A 975-nucleotide genomic window follows, 5' to 3' on the forward strand; every position below is an offset into this window, starting at 1 on the left:
GGCGTGTTCCGCGACGATCCGCAGGAGCGCGCTCGACTGTCCGATCAGCCGCGCCTTGGCCAGCGCCTCTTCGCCGCCCCCGACGATGGCCACAGCTTCGCCCTCAACCCGCATGAACACGGGGAAGGCGTTGAGCTTGGGAGCAGTGTGCGACATGGACGCGAGCGGAATCCTCAATGAGCTTGCAGTTCTACGCGCGAGCGCGAGAAACCAGAAGGAACGCACTCGCGCATCCCTTATCGGGATGCAATTGCTTTTCTGAAAGCATCCCGGCCAAGAGAAAAATATTTCTCATTTACAGATAGAGCGGATTCAAGCTTCTGTCGCAGGCCTTGATTTGTGGCTCTTTTAGCGCCCGGCGAGAAAAGCCGCAAAACTGTTTTTTCTAAATTCTACCAAGTTAGTAGATTAAAGTCGCGACCTCGGGATAGCCAGAATGTCCAACGCCGACGTGGCTGCCGACTGGAACATTACCGGCTCGAGGTGCGTTCTCAAAAGGCCCGTCATGTCGGATCGAAATCCGGCTGCGGAATGCCAACTAAAGGTCGCCACGCGGCTAAAAAGGAGCCCTGTCATCATGAACACAATCATACTCAAGCACGGTATCTGGGTGATCGTGGCCGATGGCGAGAAGGCGCTTTTCCTCAGGAACGCCGGTGACAACAAATATCCGAATCTCGAGGTGGTGCAGGAAATGCAGCAGGACAACCCGCCCACCCGCGAGCAAGGCAGTGACAGCCCCGGCCGATACAGTGATGGTCCCTCCGTACACCGCAGCGCAGTCGAGGATACGGACTGGCACCGCATCGGCAAGGAGCGTTTTGCCGATGAAATCGCCGCCCGGCTCTACAAGCTCGCGCATGACGGCGAGTTCAGCGAGATCGTGCTCGTCGCGCCGCCGGTGGTGCTTGGGACAATGCGCAAAAAGCTGCACAAGGAGGTCGGGGACAAGGTGACCGCCGAAATTCCCAAGAC

General features: G+C 57.8%; 2 protein-coding genes. One reads left to right on the top strand and one right to left on the bottom strand.

All coding sequences use genetic code 11. From position 1 onward, the window contains the following. On the bottom strand, nucleotides 1-156 hold a 156-nt coding region (locus tag EN994_RS36580; RefSeq protein WP_348631699.1), incomplete at its 3' end, for an NAD(P)-dependent oxidoreductase. Between the two features lie 421 nt (nucleotides 157-577). Between EN994_RS36580 and EN994_RS33100 the strand changes: the two genes are divergently transcribed. Then, the coding region (locus EN994_RS33100; protein WP_127308235.1) for a host attachment family protein at nucleotides 578-975 on the top strand (398 nt) is incomplete at its 3' end.

The sequence above is a fragment of the Mesorhizobium sp. M7A.F.Ca.CA.002.09.1.1 genome (assembly GCF_003998555.1).
GTDB lineage: Bacteria > Pseudomonadota > Alphaproteobacteria > Rhizobiales > Rhizobiaceae > Mesorhizobium > Mesorhizobium ciceri.